General features: G+C 75.2%; 2 protein-coding genes. Both read right to left on the bottom strand.

Annotated features, from left to right (window positions below; all coding sequences use genetic code 11):
• A partial coding sequence (locus KUM32_RS32340) for a type I polyketide synthase (RefSeq protein WP_217145503.1) occupies positions 1–6413 on the bottom strand: 6413 nt, incomplete at its 3' end.
• A gap of 26 nt (positions 6414–6439) precedes the next feature.
• The coding region (locus KUM32_RS32335) for a type I polyketide synthase (protein ID WP_217145502.1) at positions 6440–18207 on the bottom strand (11768 nt) is incomplete at its 5' end.

Genomic DNA, 18207 nt, shown 5'->3' with positions numbered 1-18207 from the left:
GCAGCCCCGGCCACCGCCGGCTCCTCCACCGGCTCCTCCACCGGAGCCTGCTCCAGGATCAGATGGGCGTTCGTACCGCTGACACCGAAGGCGGAGACACCGGCGCGACGCGGGGCACCCTCCTCGCCCCACTCCCGCGCCTCGGTCAACAACTCCACCCGGCCCGCCGACCAGTCGACGTGCGACGACGGCTCGTCGGCGTGCAGGGTTCTGGGGAGCATGCCGTGCCGCATCGCCAGCACCATCTTGATGACACCGGCCACGCCCGCGGCGGCCTGGGTGTGGCCGATGTTCGACTTCAGCGAGCCCAGCCACAGCGGCCGGTCGCGGTCCTGGCCGTAGGTGGCCAGCAGGGCCTGCGCCTCGATCGGGTCGCCCAGTGACGTACCCGTGCCGTGCGCCTCCACCACGTCCACGTCGGAGGGCTTCAGCCCGGCATTGGCCAGTGCCTGCCGGATGACGCGCTGCTGCGACGGGCCGTTGGGGGCGGTCAGCCCGTTGGACGCGCCGTCCTGGTTCACCGCGCTGCCGCGGATCACCGCGAGCACCGGGTGCCCGTGACGACGGGCGTCCGACAGCCGCTCCAGCAGCACCACGCCGACGCCCTCGCCGAAGCCGGCGCCGTCGGCGGCGTCCGCGAACGCCTTGCACCGGCCGTCCGCGGCGAGGCCGCGCTGCCGGCTGAACTCGGTGAACAGGGCGGGCGTCGACATGACGGTGACGCCGCCGGCGAGCGCGAGCGAGCACTCGCCCGAGCGCAGCGCCTGGCTCGCCAGGTGGATCGCCACCAGCGACGACGAGCACGCCGTGTCGACGCTGACCGCGGGCCCTTCGAGACCGAAGGTGTACGCGATACGGCCGGAGAGCACGCTGGGCGAGGTGCCGGTGCCGAGGAAGCCCTCGATCTCCTCGGGCACCTCGGTGACGCGCGCCGCGTAGTCCTGGTACATCACACCGGCGAAGACGCCGGTGGCGCTGCCCTTGAGGTCCTGCGCACGGATGCCCGCGCGTTCGAACGCCTCCCAGCTGGTCTCCAGGAGCAGCCGCTGCTGCGGGTCCATGGCCAGCGCCTCGCGCGGGCTGATCCCGAAGAAGCCGGGGTCGAAGTCGGCGGCCCCGGCGAGGAAGCCACCCTCGCGCGCGTACGAGCTGCCGCGGCGGGCGCCCTCGGGGTCGTACAGTCCGTCCAGGTCCCAGCCGCGGTCGCCGGGGAAGGCGGCGATGGCGTCACCGCCGGAGGCGACGAGGTTCCACAGGTCCTCGGGGGTGCGGACGTCCCCGGGGAAGCGGCAACCGATCGAGACGATGGCGATCGGCTCGTCCACGGCGACGGCCTGGACCGCCGCGGCGGCCGTGTCCTGCCCCTCGCCGAGCTCGGCGAGGAGGTGCTCGGCGAGGGCGATCGGGGTCGGGTGGTCGAAGACCAGGGTCGCCGGGAGCTTGAGGCCGGTGACCGCGTTGAGCCGGTTGCGCAGTTGCACCGAGGCGAGCGAGTCGAAGCCGAGGTCGCGGAAGGCCCTGTTGCCGTCGATGACGTCAACGGAAGCGTGGCCGAGGACCGTGGCGACGCGGGTGCGGACCAGGTCGACGACGGCGCCGAGGCGGTCGGCGGCAGGCAGGGTGGCGAGCTGTGCGGCCAGCGAGGTGGTGTCCCCGGCGGTGTCCTGTGCGGCGACGGCCCGACGGGCCGGGGTGCGGACCAGTTGGCCCAGCAGCGGCGGGACCGGGTCGTCGGAGGCGCGCAGCACCGGGAGGTCCAGGTGCATCAGGACGAGCAGCGGATCCGGGGCGGCCAGCGCCCGGTCGAACAGTTCGAGGCCCTGCTCGACGGTGAGGGGCGGCACGCCGGAGCGGGCGATGCGGCGCAGGTCGGTCTCGTCGAGGTGGCCGGTCATCGCGCTGGCCTGTTCCCACAGGGACCAGGCGAGGGACTGGGCGGGCAGCCCGGCCGCGCGGCGGTGCTGGGCCAGCGCGTCGAGGTAGGCGTTGGCGGCGGCGTAGTTGGCCTGGCCGGGGCCGCCGAAGATGCCGGATGCGGAGGAGAACAGGATGAACGCGGACAGGTCGAGGTCGCGCGTCAGCTCGTGCAGGTTGACCGCGGCGTCCACCTTGGGCCGCAGGACGGTCTCGACGCGCTCCGGGGTCTGCGCGGTGACGACGCCGTCGTCGAGCGCGCCGGCGGCGTGGATCACGGCGCGCAGCGGCCGGCGCAGCCCGTCGATCACCGTGGCCAGGGCTGCGCGGTCGGCGGCGTCGCACGCCACGACGTCGACCTCGGCGCCGAGCCCCGTCAGCTCCGCGTGCAGCTCCGGGGCGTGCCCGGTACGGCTGAGCAGGACGAGGTCGCGTACGCCGTAGTGGGTGACGAGGTGCCGGGCGAGGTGGGAGCCGAGCAGGCCGGTGCCGCCGGTGATCAGCACGGTGCCGTCGAGGGCGACCGGGTCGCCGTCGGAGCGGGCGCCCTCCAGGCGGGGGGCGAGGAGGCGGGCGCCGCGCACCGCGAGCTGGTCCTCGCCGGCGGCGAGCGGTACCTCGGCGTCCTCGGTGCCGGTGTCCACGAGCACGAAGCGGCCAGGATGCTCGGACTGGGCGGACCTGACCAGACCCCACACGGCGGCGCCCGCCAGGTCGGTGACGTCCTCCGCCTGGGTGGCGGACATCGCTCCGGTGGTCACGAACGCCAGCTGCCCCGGCTCGTCGTCGGCGATCCACCGCTGCACCTCGGCGAGGGCACGGCGCAGCGCGGCCCGGACGTCGCCGCCGGGCTCGATGCGTACGGTCCCGGCCGGTCCTGCGGTGCCGGGCACGGCGGTCACCGGCGTCCAGACCGGGCGGAAGACGGCGTCGGCACCCGGGGCTCGCACGGCGTCCTCGGCGGGCGGCCGCAGCGCGAGGGACGCCACCGAGGCGACGGGGCGGCCGGCGGGGTCCGCGACGTGTACGGAGACGGCGTCCTGCCCGGCGGGGGCGATACGGACGCGGAGCGCGGTGGCGCCCTGGGCGTGCAGGGACATGCCGTTCCAGGAGAACGGCAGCCGGGCCTCGGCGGCGTCGGCGAGCCCGGTGACATGCAGCGCCGCGTCGAGCAGCGCGGGGTGCAGGCCGAAGAGGCGGGCCGCGCCCTGTTGGTCGTGGGGGAGGGCGACCTCGGCGAAGAGTTCGTCGCCGCGGCGCCAGGCCGTGCGCAGGCCCTGGAAGGCCGGGCCGTAGCCGAAGCCGGCCGCGGCGTACCGGTCGTACATGCCGGCGGTGTCGAGCCGGTCGGCGTCCCGCGGCGGCCAGGCGGTGAGGTCGGCGGCGGGGGCGACGGGCGCGGCGGACAGGGTGCCGCTGGCGTGGCGGGTCCACTCGTCCGTGCCGTCGGGGGCCGCGTGCAGGGTGACCGCGCGGCGGCCGGCCCCGTCGGGGCCGCCGACCGCGAGCTGGATGGCCACGGCGCCGTTCTCCGGCAGCACGAGCGGGGTCTCCAGCAGGAGTTCCTCGACCTGTTCGCAGCCCACCTGGTCGCCGGCGCGGGCGGCGAGTTCCAGGAACGCCGTGCCGGACAGCAGGATCGCGCCGCGCACCGTGTGGTCGGCGAGCCAGGGGTGGGTGCGGACGGAGAGCCGCCCGGTGAGCAGCGCGCCCTCGGCGTCCGCGAGCGCGACGACCGCGCCGAGCAGCGGGTGGCCGGCGGAGCCGAGGCCGGCCGCGGTCACGTCGCCCTGCTGGACCGAGTGGTCCTCCAGCCAGTACGCCTCCCGCTGGAAGGGGTAGGTGGGCAGGTCGACGCGGGTGCCGCCAGGGAGGAGCGCGGTGAGGTCGACGAGCACGCCGGCCACGTGGAGTTCGGCGACGGAGAGCAGGAACCGGTCCCAGCCGCCCGCCTGGCGCCGCAGTGTGCCCACCACGGTGCCCTCGACCGTCTCCTCGATCGCCGAGGTCAGCACCGGGTGCGGGCTGACCTCGACGAAGACGTCGTGTCCCGCCGCGCCGAGCGCGCGGACCGTGGTCTCCAGCTCCACGGTCCGGCGCAGGTTGCGGTACCAGTACTCGGCGTCGAGGGCCGCGGTGTCCAGCAGCCCGCCGGTCACCGTGGAGTAGAAGGGGATCTCGGCGCTGCGCGGGGTCAGGCCCGCGAGGGTGGTCAGCAGCTCCTCGCGGATCTCCTCCACCTGGGCGGAGTGGGAGGCGTAGTCGACGGGGACGCGGCGGACACGCACGTCGTCCCAGGTGTCGAGGGTGTCGAGGGCGTCGGTGTCGCCGGCGACCACGACGGACGAGGGGCCGTTGACGGCGGCGACGGACAGGCCGGGTCCGATGCGGTGCCGGGCCTCCTCCGCCGAGAGGGCGACGGAGGCCATGCCGCCGCGGCCGGCGAGGGCGTTCAGCGCCTTGCTGCGCAGGGCGACGACGCGCGCGCCGTCCTCCAGCGAGAGCGCGCCGGCCACGACGGCCGCGGCGATCTCGCCCTGCGAGTGGCCGACGACGGCGTCCGGCCGGACCCCGGCCGCCTGCCAGAGAGCGGCGAGGGAGACCATCACGGCGAACAGCACCGGCTGGACGACGTCCACCCGGTCGAAGTCGCCGGAGCGCAGCACCTCCTCCAGGGACCAGTCGACGTGCGGGGCGAGCGCCTCGGCGCACTGGGCGATCCGGTCGGCGAAGACGGGCGAGGTGTCGAGGAGGTCCACCGCCATGCCGGCCCACTGGGCGCCCTGACCGGGGAAGACGAAGACCAGGTCGCGGGTGGGCCGGACGGTGCCGCGCACCAGGGAGGGGTGTTCCTCGTCGTCCGCCAGGGCGGCGAGCGCGGCGTCGGCGTCGTCGCCGCCGCCGACCACGACGGCGCGGTGCTCCAGCGCGGCCCGGGTGGTGGCCAGGGAGTGGCCGACGTCCAGCGGGTCGAGGCCGGTCAGGGCGCGCAGCTGGGCCGCCCGGGCACGCAGCGCCTGCGGGCTGCGCGCGGAGAGCGCCCACGGCACGACGGCCGGGGCGGTCACCGCGGCGGGCGCGGCGTCGGCCTCGGGGGCGGGTTCGGTCTCCTCGGGCTCCGGTGCCTGCTCCAGGACGATATGGCTGTTGGTGCCGCTGACGCCGAAGGAGGAGACGGCGGCGCGGCGGACCCGTTCCACCTCGGGCCACGGCTGGAGTCCGGTGGCCAGCCGGACCGTGCCCGACTCCCAGTCGACCTGGGGCGTGGGCCGGTCCACGTGCAGGGTGGGCGGCACCTGGCCGTGGCGCATGGCCTGCACCATCTTGATGATGCCGCCGACTCCGGCGGCGGCCTGGGTGTGGCCGATGTTCGACTTCAGCGAGCCGAGGAGCAGCGGCTGTTCCGGGCTGTGCGCGCGGCCGTAGGTGGCGAGCAGCGCCTGCGCCTCGATGGGGTCGCCGAGCGGGGTGCCCGTGCCGTGCGCCTCGACGACGTCGACGTCGGCCGGGGACAGCCCGGCGTTGGTCAGCGCCTTCCGGATGACCCGCTGCTGGGCGGGACCGTTGGGCGCGGTGAGCCGGGAGCTGGCGCCGTCCTGGTTGACGGCGGTGCCGCGGACCAGGGCGAGCACGGGGTGGCCGCTCCGCCGGGCGTCGGAGAGCCGCTCCAGCAGGAGGATGCCGACGCCCTCGCCCCAGCCGGTGCCGTCGGCGTCGGCGCTGAACGACTTGCAGCGGCCGTCGGCGGCCAGGCCCCGCTGCCGGCTCATCTCGGTGAACGCGACGGGGGTCGACATCACCATGGCGCCGCCGGCCACGGCGAGCGTGCACTCCTCCGAGCGCAGGGCCTGGACCGCCAGGTGCAGCGCGACCAGCGACGACGAGCAGGCGGTGTCGACGCTGACCGAAGGGCCCTCGAAACCGAAGGCGTAGGAGACGCGGCCGGAGGCGACGCTGTCGGAGTTGCCTCCGGCGAGGAATCCCTCGACCTCCTCGGGCACCCGGCGCAGTCGGGAGCCGTAGTCCTGGTACTGCATGCCGGCGAAGACGCCGACCTGGGCGCCGCGCTGGGCCTGCGGGTCGATGCCGGCCCGCTCGAACGCCTCCCAGGTGGTCTCCAGGAGCAGCCGCTGCTGCGGGTCCATCGCGAGCGCCTCGTTCGGCGAGATACCGAAGAACTGTGGCTCGAAGCCGGAGATGTCGTCGAGGAAGCCGCCTTCGCGGGCGTAGCTGCTGTCCGGCCGGCTGCCCTCCGGGTCGTACAGCCGCTCCAGGTCCCAGCCGCGGTCGTCCGGGAACGGGGTGACGGCGTCCGTGCCGGCGGCGACCATGCGCCACAGGTCCTCGGGGCTGTTCACACCGCCCGGGTAGCGGCAGGCCATGCCCACGATGGCGATGGGCTCCGTGTCCTTCGCCTCGAGCCTGGTCAGACGCTGACGCGTGCGGTGCAGGTCGGCCGTGACTCGCTTGAGGTAAGTACGGAGCTTGTCGTCGTTCACTGCTGTCCCTCTACCTTGTTCGGCGGTCACGACATGCCCAGTTCGTTGTCGATGAAGGAGAAGATCTCGTCGTCGTCGGCCGCGTCGAGGCGTTCCTCGACGACGTCGTCGCCGGCGGCCGCCCGTGCCTTGGCCAGCAGGTCGTGCAGCCGGCCGGTCAGCTCCTCGCGGTAGCGCTCGTCGTCCAGGAGGGTGGTGAGCCTCTCCAGTTCGGCGAGGCCGGGCAGCTGCCCGGCCGCCGGTTCGGGCACGAGTTCGGCAGCGAGGTAGCCGGCGACGGCACGGCACGACGGATAGTCGAAGAGCAGGGTGGCGGGCAGTCGGAGTCCGCTGGCCGCGCCCAGCCGGTTGCGCAGTTCGACCGCGGTCAGCGAGTCGAAGCCCACCTCCAGCAGGCCCCGGTCGACGTCCACGGCACCGGCGTCGGCGAAGCCCAGCACGGTGGCCGTGTGGTCGCGGACGAGGTCGAGCAGGGCCCGGTCGCGCTGGGCGTCCGTCATCCCGGACAGCCGCTGGGCCAGGCCCGCCGCCTCGGCGGTACCGGTGGCGGTGTCGGCGGCGCCGCGCCGTACGGCCGAGCGCACCAGGCCCCGCAGCACCGCGGGCACCTCACCCTGCGCCTGGACCGCCTTGGTGTCCAGGCGCAGCGGCAGCAGAACCGGGTGGTCCTCGGCGAGCGCGGTGTCGAACAGCTCCAGGCCCTCCGCGGGCGGGAAGGCGATGATGCCGCCGCGCGCGAGGCGCTTGAAGTCGTTCTCGTCGAGGTGGCCGCTCATGCCGGCGTCGTTGGCCCACAGGCCCCAGGCCAGCGAGGCGGCCGGCAGGCCCTGGGCCCTGCGGCGGTGGGCCAGGGCGTCGAGGAAGGCGTTGGCCGCCGCGTAGTTGGCCTGTCCCATGCCGCCGAAGACGCCCGCGATGGACGAGAAGACCACGAAGGCCGACAGGTCGGGGCCGGCGGTGAGCTCCTGGAGGTTGAGGACCGCGTCGACCTTGGGCCGCAGGACGCAGTCCAGCTGCTCGTCGGTGATCGACGCCACGGTGCCGTCCTGGACCACACCGGCGGTGTGGACGACGGCGGTGACCGGGTGCTCGGACGGGACCGCGGCGAGCAGGGCGGCGAGCGCGTCGCGGTCGGCGACGTCACAGGCCGCCACCTCGACCTCGGCGCCCAGCGCGGTCAGTTCCTCGTGCAGCCGTGCGGCGCCCTCGCCGGCCAGGCCGCTGCGGCTGGTCAGCAGCAGCCGCCTGACGCCGTGCTCGGTGACCAGGTGCCGGGAGAGGTGGGCGCCGATCGCGCCGGTGCCGCCGGTGATCAGAACAGTGCCGCCGCGCTCCCACTGCGGCGCGGCGTCCGCGGCACCCACCGGGACGCGCGCGATGCGGTAGGCGTACGCCCGTCCGTCGCGCACCGCGATCTGCGGCTCGCCTCCGACGACGGCGCGCGCGACCGCGGCGTCCGCCTGGCTCCGGTCGTCGTAGTCGTGGTCGACCAGCACGAACCGGCCCGGGTGCTCGGTCTGCGCGGAGCGGACCAGGCCCCAGACGGCGGCACCTGCGAGGTCGGACACGTCGCTGTCGGCGGTCGGCGGCACCGCGCCGCGGGTGGTGAAGACGAGCTTCGCCCCGGCCCGGTCCTCGCCGAGCCAGTCGCGGATGTCGGCCAGCGCCTGCCGGGTGGCGCGGCGCACCGCCTCGGCGTCCTGCCCGGGCTCGTAGCCGCGCACCTCGAACGCGGGAACGGTTTCGGCGGCGGGCAGTGGAACCTCGGTGAACTCGGGGCGGAACAGGGTTCGGTGGGTCCGTCCGCCGCCTGTCGCGGACCGGGCGGGCTCCGCGGGCCGCAGGGCGAGCGACTCGGCCGTGGCGACCGGAGCTCCGGTGCCGTCGGCGAGGGCGACCGACATCGAGCTGTCCCCTGTGGGCGCCAGCCGCAGCCGGACGGCGGCCGCGCCGCCCGCGTGCAGGGTGACACCGCTCCAGGCGAACGGCAGCCATGCCTGACCGCTGCCGCTGAGCACGCCGAAGGCGAGGGAGTGCAGCACGCTGTCGAGGAGGGCCGGGTGGAGTCCGAAGCGGCCGGCCTCGGACCGCTGGGAGACGGGCAGGGCGGCCTCGGCGAACACCTCGTCGCCGCGGCGCCACACCGCCGTCAGCCCCTGGAAGACCGGGCCGTAGGCGAAGCCGCTCTCGGCGAACCGGTCGTACAGGCCGGTCACGTCGATCGGCTCGGCGCCCGGCGGCGGCCACTGCGTGAGCGTCTCGGCGGCCGACGCGACGGGTGTGGCGCCCGGCGACAGGACACCGTCGGCGTGCCGGGTCCACCCCTCGTCGCCCAGCGCGTGCTGGGGCCGGGAGAACACCTCGAGGGAGCGGGTGCCGTCCGCGCCCTGCGGGCCCACCCGCATCTGCAGGACGACGGCCCCGTCCTCCGGCAGGACCAGCGGTGCCGCCAGGGACAGTTCGTCGACCCGGGCGCAGCCGACCTCGTCGGCCGCCCTGACGGCCAGTTCGAGGAAGGCGGTCGCCGGGAACAGGGCCTCCCCGAAGACCCCGTGGTCGGCCAGCCAGGGCGTGCTGTGCAGCGACAGTCTGCCGGTGAAGACATAGGTGTCGGCGTCGGCCAGTTCGACGGCGGCGCCGATCAGCGGATGCCCGGTGGTGCCCAGGCCCGCCGAGGTCACGTCACCGGCGCCCGCGGTGTCGTCGAGCCAGTAGCGTTCGCGCTGGAACGGGTAGGTGGGCAGCGGCACGCGGCGTACGTCGCGGTCCGCGAAGACCCGCTCCCAGTCGGGGGTGGCCACCTGGGCGTGGAAACGGCCGAGGGCGGCGGTCACCGAGTCGGCCTCGTCGCGGTCCCGGTGCAGCAGCGGGATCAGCACGGCCGGGCTCTCCAGGCAGTCCTGGACCAGTGTGGTGAGGGAGCTGTCGGGGCCGATCTCGACGAACGCCGTCACGCCGGCCCGTTCGAGGGCCCGTACGCCGTCGAGGAACCGGACCGCGCCGCGGACGTGGCGCACCCAGTAGCCGGGGGTGCACAGCTCGTCGGCGCTGGCGAGGTCGCCGGTGACGTTGGAGACGACGGGGATACGCGGCGGGTGGAACTCCAGCCGGGCCGCGATCTGGCGGAACTCCTCCAGCATCCCGTCCATGTGCGGGGAGTGGAAGGCGTGGCTGACACGCAGCCGCTTGGTCCTGCGGCCGTCGGCCGCGAGCCGGGCGGCGACGTCGAGCACGGCGTCCTCGGCACCGGCGATGACGGTGGCCACCGTGCTGTTGACCGCGGCCACGGTGACCTGGTCCCCGCACTCGGCGAGGTACGGCAGCACCGTCTCCTCGGGCGCCATCACGGACACCATGGCGCCGTCGGCGCGCATGTCCTGCATCAGCCGGGCGCGCTCCGCCACCAGCAGGGCGGCGTCCGGCAGGGACAGCACCCCGGCGACGTGGGCGGCCGCCAGCTCACCGACCGAGTGGCCGATGAGGTGGTCGGGCCGCAGGCCCCAGTGCTCGGCGAGCCGGAACAGGGCGACCTCGAAGGCGAACAGGGCCGGCTGGGTGCAGGCCGTACGGTCGAGCAGGCCGGCGTCCGCGGAGCCGGCGGCGGCGCCGATCACCTCGTGCAGGGGGCGGTCGAGCAGCGGGTCGAGAGCGGCGCAGACGGCGTCGAAGGCCGTGGCGAACACCGGGAACTCGCGGTGCAGTCGCAGGCCCATGCCCAGCCGCTGGCTGCCCTGGCCGGAGAAGAGGAACGCCACGCGCGGCTCGGCGGGCGGCACGGTGCCGCCCGCCGAGCGCAGGGCGGCGCGGACCGCGTCGCGGTCGCCGTCCGGCACGACGGCCCGGTGTTCCAGGTGGGCGCGGGCGGTGGCCAGGGTGTAGCCGACGTCGGCGAGCCGCACGTCCGGGTTCTCCGCGAGGTGCCGGTCGAGCAGGTCCGCCTGTTCGCGCAGCGCCTGTGCGCTGCGGGCGGAGAGCACCAGCGGCACCGGCAGCGGCTCCCGCCGACCGGTGACGGTGGCCGGCTCGTCGGCGGGGGCCTGCTCCAGGATGGTGTGGGCGTTGGTGCCGCTGACACCGAAGGAGGACACTGCGGCCCGGCGCGGGTGACCGGTGACCGGCCACGGGGTGTTCTCGGTGACCAGGTCGACGCGGCCGGCGCTCCAGTCGATGAACGGCGACGGCTCGTCCACGTGGAGAGTCGCGGGCACCGTGCCGTGCTGCATGGCGAGCACCATCTTGATGACGCCCGCGATGCCCGCGGCGGCCTGGGAGTGGCCGATGTTGGACTTGACCGAGCCCAGCAGCAACGGCTGCGCACGGTCCTGGCCGTAGGTGGCCAGCAGTGCCTGTGCCTCGATGGGGTCGCCCAGCTTGGTGCCGGTGCCATGCGCCTCGACCACGTCGAGCTCGGCGGGCGTCAGACGGGCGCTGGCCAGGGCGTCGCGGATGACGCGCTGCTGGGAGGGGCCGTTGGGGGCGGTCAGGCCGTTGGACGCGCCGTCCTGGTTGACGGCGCTGCCGCGCACCAGGGCCAGCACCGGGTGACCGTTGCGCCGGGCGTCGGAGAGCCGCTCCAGCAGGACCAGGCCCACGCCCTCGGCCCAGGCGGTGCCGTCGGCGGCGGCCGCGAAGGGCTTGCAGCGGCCGTTCTCGGCGAGGCCGCGCTGCCGGCTGAACTCGACGAACGACGTCGGGGTCGCCATCGCGGCGGCACCGCCGGCCAGGGCCATCGTGCACTCGCCGGAGCGCAGGGACTGCGCGGCGAGGTGGAGGGCGACCAGCGAGGACGAGCACGCGGTGTCCACGCTGACGGCCGGGCCTTCCAGGCCGAAGGTGTAGGAGATGCGGCCGGAGGCGACGCTGCCCGCGCTGCCGATGCCGAGGTAGCCCTCCATCTCCTCCGGGGCGTTGCGCACGCGCAGGCCGTAGTCGTGGTAGCTGGAGCCGACGAACACGCCGGTGCGGCTGCCCTTGACCGACTGCGGATCGATGCCGACCCGCTCGAACGCCTCCCAGGTGGTCTCCAGGAGCAGCCGCTGCTGCGGGTCGATGGTGGTCGCCTCGCGCGGGGAGATGCCGAAGAAGGCGGGGTCGAAGTCGGCCAGGTCGTGCAGGAAGCCGCCTTCGCGCACGTACGTGGTGCCGTGGTGGCCGGGGTCCGGGTCGTAGAGGGCGTCCAGGTCCCAGCCGCGGTCGGTGGGGAACGGCGTGATGGCGTCGCCGCCCTCACTGACGAGGCGCCAGAAATCCTCCGGGGTGCGCACCCCGCCGGGGAAGCGGCAGGCGAGCGCGACGATGGCGATGGCGTCGTCGGTGACGGCGGCGCCGGCCGCCGGCGCCACCGCGGTCCCGGTGCGGACCTCCGGCCCGCCCAGCTCCGCCATCAGGTGGTCGACGACGGCGGTCGGGGTGGGGTGGTCGAAGACCAGGGTGACCGGGAGACGCAGACCGGTCGCGGCGGACAGCCTGTTGCGCAGCTCCACCGCGGTCAGCGAATCGCAGCCGAGGTCCTTGAAGACCCGGTCGCGGCCGATCGCGTCGGCGCCCTCGTAGCCGAGGGCCTCGGCGGCGGCCGTGCGCACCAGCTCCATGAGCGCCGTCCGGTCCAGGGAGGCCGGCCGCTCGGGCGCGGCGGTCCGTCCGGTGAGCGCGGCCACCTCCGGCAGGTCGGCGATGAGCGGGCTGGGCCGCAGGGCGGTGAAGGCCGCGACGAAGCGGTCCCAGGCGAAGTCGGAGACGATCACGTGCGGTTCGCCCGAGCCGACGGCGTGCCCCAGGGCGGCGACGGCGCGTGCGGGGGCCATGGCGGGCATGCCGTCGCGGACCAGCCGGGCGGCCACCGCCTCGTCGGTCAGGCTCTTGCCGGCCCACAGCCCCCAGGACACGGAGGTGGCGGGCAGGCCGAGGTCGCGGCGGTGCAGGGCCAGCGCGTCGAGGTAGGCGTTGGCCGCGGCGTAGCTGCCCTGTCCGGTGCCGGCAAGGGTGGAGGCCAGCGAGGAGAACAGCACGAACGCGGACAGGTCCATCTCGCGGGTCAGCTCGTGCAGCACCAGCGCGGCGTCGGCCTTGGGCCGCGCCACGCCGGCCGCGCGCTCGGCGGTGATGGAGTCGACCACACCGTCGTCGAGGACGCCCGCCGCGTGCACGACAGCGGTCAACGGGGTCTCGGCCGGGATGCCGGCCAGCAGCTCCGCGACGGCGTCCCGGTCGGCCACGTCGCAGGCGGCAACGGTGACGCGAGCGCCCAGCGCGCGGAGTTCGGTGGTGAGTTCGTCCGCGCCGGGGGTGTCCGCGCCGCGCCGTCCGGTCAGCAGCAGGTGCTCGGCGCCGGCCGTGGCCAGCCAGCGGGCCACGTGCCCGCCGAGGGCGCCGAGACCGCCGGTGACCAGGACGGTTCCGCTGGGCTGCCACGGCCGTCCGGAGGCGGACCGGTCGGCGTGCGCGATGCGGCGGCAGTGGACACCGGACGGGCGGACGGCCACCTGGTCCTCGCCGGACTCGCCGGTGAGGATCGCCAGCAGGCGTTGCGCAGCCCGGTCGTCGAAGGTGGCGGGCAGGTCGACCAGACCGGCCCAGCGTCCCGGGTACTCGACTCCGGCCACGCCGCCCAAGCCCCACAGGGCCGCCTGCGCGGGCCCGGACAGGGGGTCGGCGGGGCCGACGGAGACGGCGCCGCGGGTGGCGGCCCACAGCGGGGCGTCGATGTCCGCATCGCCCAGGGCCCCGATCAGGGCCACGGTCAGCGGCAGCGCCATGGGCAGCACCGTGCCGTCCGACCAGGGCCGGTCGGCGAGACCGAGCAGGGAGAGCACGCCGGCCGGCTCGCGGCCGTCGGCCGCCGCGCGCAGCCGTGCCGCGCCGGTGGTGCGGTCGTCGGCCGCCTCCCACGGCACCACGAGGGTGGTGAGGCCGTGTCGGCGCAGGGCGTCGAGGTGTGCGGTGACGTCGGTGCCCGCCGGGGTGACAACGAGCCAGTCCCCGGTGGCCGGGCGGACCGGCAGATAGTGCAGGACACGCCAGTCGACCCGGTACCGCCAGGCGTCGGTGTCCTCGGCGGCGGGCAGATCCCGTGGTTCGAGGGGGCGCGGTACGAGCCAGTAGTGCTGCCGCTGGAACGGGTAGGTGGGCAGGTCGACCCGCCGGCCGCCGCGGTGCACGGCGGCCCAGTCGACCGCGGCACCGCGCGCGTGCAGCTCGCCCAGCGAGGTCAGGAAGCGGTCCAGGCCGCCCGCCTCGCGGTGCAGGGTGCCGACGACGACTCCGCCGTCGGTGGCCTCCATGGCCTGCTGTACCCAGATCGCCAGCACCGGGTTGGGGCTGACCTCCACGAAGGTGTCGTAGCCCGCGGCGATCAGCTGGTTGACGGCCTGGTCGAACTCGACGGTCTGGCGCAGGTTGCGGTACCAGTACGCGGCGTCCAGTGCGGAGCCGTCCAGCCACGTGCTGTCGGCGGTCGACCAGAACCCGACGGTCGTCGGGCGCGGGGCCACGCCGTCCAGCACGCGCATGAGTTCGTGGTGGATGCCCTCCACCTGGCGGGAGTGGGCGGCGAAGTCGGCACCGGGGATCGGCCAGCGCAGGACGCCCTCGTCCGAGAGCACGGCGCTCAGCTCCTCCAGCGCCTCCGGGTCGCCGGAGACCGTGACGGAGGCGGGCCCGTTGACGGCGGCCACGCCGATCCGGCCGTCCCAGGCGGCGACGCGCTCGCGCAGCGGCTCGGCGGCCATCGCCACGAACATCATGGCGCCCTGCCCGGCGAGCGCGGTGAGCGCCTTGCTGCGCAGCGCGACGATCTTCGCCGCGTCCTCCAGGGAGAGCGCGCCCGCCACACAGGCGGCGGCGAGCTCGCCCTGGCTGTGGCCGACCACCGCGTCGGGTTCGACGCCGCAGGAGCGCCACAGCGCGGCCAGCGAGACCATCACGGAGAACAGAACCGGCTGGATGCGGTCCACCTGCTCGTACTCACCGGCGCGCAGTACCTCGGTCAGCGACCAGTCGATGTGCGGTGCGAGCGCGCGCTCGCACTCGGCGAAGCGCTCGGCGAACACCGGAGCGCTCTCCAGCAGCTCCAGGGCCATACCGGCCCACTGGGTGCCCTGGCCGGGGAAGACGAACACGGTGCGGCGGCCGGCGTCGGCGGTGTGCACGGGTGCCTCGCCGTCGCGCACCGCCCGCAGGCCGGCGGCCAGCTCCTCCCGGTCCGCGCCGACGACGACGGCGCGGCGCTCGAAGGCCGTCCTGGTGACCGCCAGCGAGTAACCGACGTCGAGCGGGTCGGCGTCGAGCCGGTCCAGCAGGGCGCGCGCCTGCTCGCGCACGGCCTCCTCGGTGCGGCCCGACAGCGTCCAGGCCACGGCCCGCGCGGTGCCGTCGTCCTCCGCGGCCGGCTCCTCCTCGACGGGGTCGGTCCGCTCGATGATGACGTGCGCGTTGGTGCCGCTCATGCCGAAGGACGACACGCCGGCCCGCCGCGGCCCCTCCCAGGGCCGCGCCTCGGTCAGCAGCTCGATGTTGCCCGCGGACCAGTCGATGAACGGCGAGGGCACGTCCGCGTGCAGGGTCCGGGGCAGCACGCCGTGCTCCATGGCCTGGAGCATCTTGATGATGCCGGCGACGCCCGAGGCCGCCTGGGTGTGGCCGATGTTGGACTTCACCGAGCCCAGCCGCAGCGGCGCGGTGCGGTCCTGCCCGTAGGTGGCCAGCAGCGCCTGCGCCTCGATGGGGTCGCCCAGCTTGGTGCCGGTGCCGTGTGCCTCGACCACCCGCACGTCGGCCGGTTCGAGCCCGGCGTTGGCCAGGGCCTGCTGGATGACGCGCTGCTGCGAGAGCCCGTTCGGCGCGGTCAGGCCGTTGGAGGCACCGTCCTGGTTGACGGCGCTGCCGCGCACGGTGGCCAGCACCGGGTGCCCGTTGCGCCGGGCATCGGAAAGCCGCTCCAGTACGAGCATGCCGACGCCCTCGGCGATGCCGAATCCGTCGGCCTCCGCGCCGAACGGCTTGCAACGGCCGTCGGCCGCCAGACCGCGCTGCCGGCTGAAACCGGTGAAGGACAGGGTGGAGCCGAGGATGGTGGCGCCCGCGGCCAGCGCGAGCGAGCACTCGCCGGACCGCAGGGCCTGCGCCGCGAGGTGCACGGCGACGAGCGAGGACGAGCAGGCGGTGTCGATGGTCAGCGCCGGCCCTGCCAGGCCGAGCGAGTACGCGATGCGGCCGGACAGCACGCTGCTGGAGATGCCGGCGATGAGGTGGCCCTCGGCCTCCTCGGGCACCCGCTCGCCGTCACCGCCGTAGCCCTGGTACCCGGCGCCGACGAAGACGCCGGTCTGGGTGCCGCGCAGCGAGGCCGGGTCGATGCCGCCCCGCTCCAGCGCCTCCCAGGACGTCTCCAGGAGCAGCCGCTGCTGCGGGTCCATGGCCAGCGCCTCGCGCGGGCTGATGCCGAAGAAGGCCGCGTCGAACAGGCCGGCGTCGTAGACGAAGCCACCCGCCCGGGAGTAGGTGGTGCCGGGCCGGTCGGGGTCGGTGTCGTACACGTTGCCGAGGTCCCAGCCGCGGTCGCCCGGTAGCTCGGATATCGCGTCGCGGCCTTCGGCGAGCAGCTGCCACAGATCCTCGGGGCTGCGGACACCGCCCGGGTAGCGGCAGCTCGCGGCGACGATGACGATGGGGTCGTCCCCGGCGGGCACGGCGACCGCGACCGGGGCGGCCGGCGTCGCCGTCGTGCCGAGCAGTTCGTCGCGCAGATGGTCGGCGAGCGCGGTGGCCGAGGAGTAGTCGAAGACGACGGTGACCGGCAGCCGCAGGCCCGTCGCGGCGTTCAGCCGGCCGCGCAGGTCGACGGCGGTCAGCGAGTCGAATCCCAGCTCGCGGAAGGCACGACCCGGCTCGATCTCGGCGGCGGAGTCGTGGCCGAGGACGGCCGCCGCCCGGGTGCGCACCAGCTCGGTCAGCAGCTCGCGCTGTTCGGCGGCCGGCAGGGTGCGCAGCCGGTCCAGCAGGGGCGAGCGGTTCTCGTCCTGGGCCGCGGCGTCCGCGTCCCGGCCGGCCAGCGCGGCGCGGGCGTCGGGCAGGTCGGAGATGAGGGCGCTGGGCCGGGCCGAGGTGAACACCGGGGCGAAGCGGTCCCAGTCGACGGCGGCCACCACGACGACCGTCTCGTCCCGATCCAGTACCTGCTGGAAGCCCTCGATGGCAAGCGCGGGACGCATGAAGGGGATGCCGCGGCCGCGCAGCTGCCGCTCGGCGAGGTTGGCGGCCATGCCCTTGCCGTCCTGCGGGGCCCAGATACCCCACACCACCGAGGTGGCGGCGAGCCCGCGGGCGCGCCGGCTCTCCGCGAGGCCGTCGAGGTAGGCGTTGGCGGCGGCGTAGGCGCCGTGGTCGGCGCTGCCCCAGACCGCGGAGATGGAGGAGAACAGGACGAACGCGTCCACGTCGCCGATCAGTTCGTCCAGGTGGGCGGCGCCGAGCACCTTGGCGCGCAGGGTGTCGCCGAATTCGGCGAGGTCGGTGTCCGGCAGCGGTACGAGGCGGCCGGCGCCCGCGGTGTGCATCACGGACCTGATCTGCTCGCCCCGCGCTTCCAGACCGGCGACGATCGCGGCCAGCTGCTCGCGGTCGGTCACGTCGCAGGCGGCGGTGGTGACGCGGGCGCCCAGGGACTCGAGTTCGGCGGTCAGTTCGGCGGCGCCGGGCGCGTCGCCGCCCTGCCGGCTGAGGAGCACCAGGTGTTCGGCCCCGTTGCGGGCCAGCCAGGAGGCGATCTGTCCGCCGACGGCGCCGGTGCCGCCGGTGATGAGGACGGTGCCGCGGGGCCGCCAGGGCTCGGGAGCGGGGCCGTCGGGCAGCGGGGCGCGTTCGAGGCGGCGCCCGTACGCGGCGCCGGGGCGCAGCGCGATCTGGTCCTCGTCGCCGTTGCCGGCCAGCGCGGTCACCAGGGCGGCGGGGTCGAAGCCTGTGGCCAGGTCCAGCAGTCCGCCCCAGCGCCGCGGGTACTCCAGCGCGGCGACGCGTCCCAGGCCCCACACCAGATGCTGCGCGACGCGGGGCACCAGGTCGTCGTCACCGGTGGAGACCGCGCCGCCGGTCAGGCACCACAGGGGGGCGTCGGCACCGGCGTCCTCCAGGGCCTGCACGAGGGCGAGGGTGAGAGCCGTGCCGACCGGCACGACGGTGTGGTCCGGGTGCGGCCGCTCGTCCAGGCCGGCCAGCGACACGATCCGGTCCAGGGGGCGGGGCACGTCGGCCAGCCGCCGCGCGAGCGTCCGCCGGTCGCTGTCTGCGGCGGTCAGCTCCGCACGCGTCACGGTGGCGCCGGCGTCCTCAAGAGCCCGGCACACCTCGTCGACGAGGGGGTGGCCGGTCTCCGGTACGAGCACCAGGCAGTGGCCGGACAACCGGGCGGGCCCGCCGCCGGGCAGCGCTTTCCAGGTGACGCGGTAGCGCCAGGAATCGACAGTGGCACGGCTGTCGTGGCGGCTGCGCCAGTCGGACAGGGCGGGCAGCACCTCGCTGAGCGGGGTCTGCGGGTCCAGCCCGAGCAGCTCTCCCAGGCCGCCGTCCTCGACGGTCCGCCAGAAGCGGTTCTGCTCCGACTCGGCGATGCCGACGCTGTCCTCCAGCCAGTACCGCTTGTGCTGGAACGCGTAGGTCGGCAGGTCCCGGTAGGCCGGGACACCCCCGTGGAACGGTGTGAAGTCCACCGCGACACCGCGGACGAACAGTTCACCGGCCGACAGCAGGAACCGCCGCAGACCGCCTTCGTCGCGGCGCAGGGTGCCGACCGCGAGGACCG

This window comes from Streptomyces sp. AC627_RSS907, from assembly GCF_019049165.1.
Note: the sequence above shows the minus strand (reverse complement) of the source record. Positions and strands in the feature narration are given on the sequence as shown.